This window comes from Pseudoalteromonas sp. SR45-6, assembly GCF_014163545.1.
Classification (GTDB): domain Bacteria; phylum Pseudomonadota; class Gammaproteobacteria; order Enterobacterales; family Alteromonadaceae; genus Pseudoalteromonas; species Pseudoalteromonas rhizosphaerae.
This window is the reverse complement of the sequence record NZ_JACJDM010000143.1, coordinates 1-1,143: the sequence shown is the minus strand read 5'-3', so window position 1 is coordinate 1,143 and position 1,143 is coordinate 1. Positions and strand designations below refer to the sequence as shown.

Below are 1,143 nucleotides of genomic sequence, written 5' to 3'. Positions count from 1 at the left end.
CTCTCGCTAACTTTACTCTCGCTAACTTTACTCTCGCTAACTTTTATAACCCCAAAAACAAAAAACCCAGCAGAAGCTGGGTTTTTGAAATTCTTGATAACGTAAATATTAACGTTTTGAGAACTGTGGACGCTTACGCGCTTTCTTAAGACCCACTTTCTTACGCTCAACTTTACGTGCATCACGAGTAACGAAACCTGCTTTACGAAGTTGTGGACGTAGTGACTCGTCAAACTCCATAAGTGCACGAGTGATACCGTGACGGATAGCACCAGCTTGACCAGTAGTACCACCACCAGCAACGGTGATGTAAAGATCAAACTTTTCAGTCATATCAACAAGCCCTAAAGCTTGACGAACAACCATGCGTGCTGTTTCGCGACCAAAATACTCTTCTAAAGAGCGATTGTTGATTACGATGTTACCAGTGCCTGGGCGTAAGAATACGCGAGCACTTGAACTTTTACGACGACCTGTACCGTAGTATTGATTTGCCATGTTAGTGCTCCTTAAATGTCTAGAACCTGAGGCTGTTGTGCAGCATGGTTGTGCTCAGTACCTGCGTAAACTTTAAGTTTACGGTACATTGCGCGGCCTAAAGGACCACGTGGCAACATGCCCTTAACAGCCTTCTCGATGATCATTTCAGGCTTTGCAGCTTGAAGTTTATCAAAAGTAGTAGACTTAAGACCACCTGGGAAACCAGAGTGAGCATAGTACACTTTATCTTTGAACTTGTTACCAGTTACAGTAACTTTCTCCGCGTTGATAACGATGATGTAATCACCAGTATCTACGTGTGGAGTGTACTCAGCTTTGTGCTTACCGCGTAGGCGATGAGCGATTTCAGTAGCGATGCGACCTAAAGTTTTACCTTCAGCGTCAACTACGTACCAGTCACGTTTTACTGTTTCTGGTTTAGCAACAAACGTTTTCATTTATAAAAATCCAATGTTTTTCAATTAAAACCACAGGTAATTATTATTAATTACCGCTCTAAATGTTTGCTCCAACCCCTTCGAGTTTAAGACTTTTGCGCCATTCAAAAGAGGCTAATCTAATGAAGGCAATAGAACGCAACGTGGCAGACGCGGGAGTATACCAGCACTTTTACCACATTGCTACTCGACGGTTGTTTTTTCC

The 1,143-nt window shown here is 42.8% G+C and carries 2 protein-coding genes; both read right to left on the bottom strand.

All coding sequences use genetic code 11. The features are described 5' to 3' along the window. Positions 1–108: 108 nt before the first annotated feature. Positions 109–498 carry a 30S ribosomal protein S9 gene (gene rpsI, locus H5158_RS22550; protein WP_016710054.1) on the bottom strand — a complete coding sequence of 130 codons (390 nt, stop codon included), beginning with the start codon at positions 496–498 and terminating at the stop codon, positions 109–111. A gap of 11 nt (positions 499–509) precedes the next feature. After that, the gene (gene rplM, locus H5158_RS22545) at positions 510–938 is read right to left on the bottom strand and encodes a 50S ribosomal protein L13 (RefSeq protein ID WP_002957960.1); all 429 of its coding nucleotides are present in this window, start codon (positions 936–938) and stop codon (positions 510–512) included. Positions 939–1,143 lie beyond the last annotated feature (205 nt).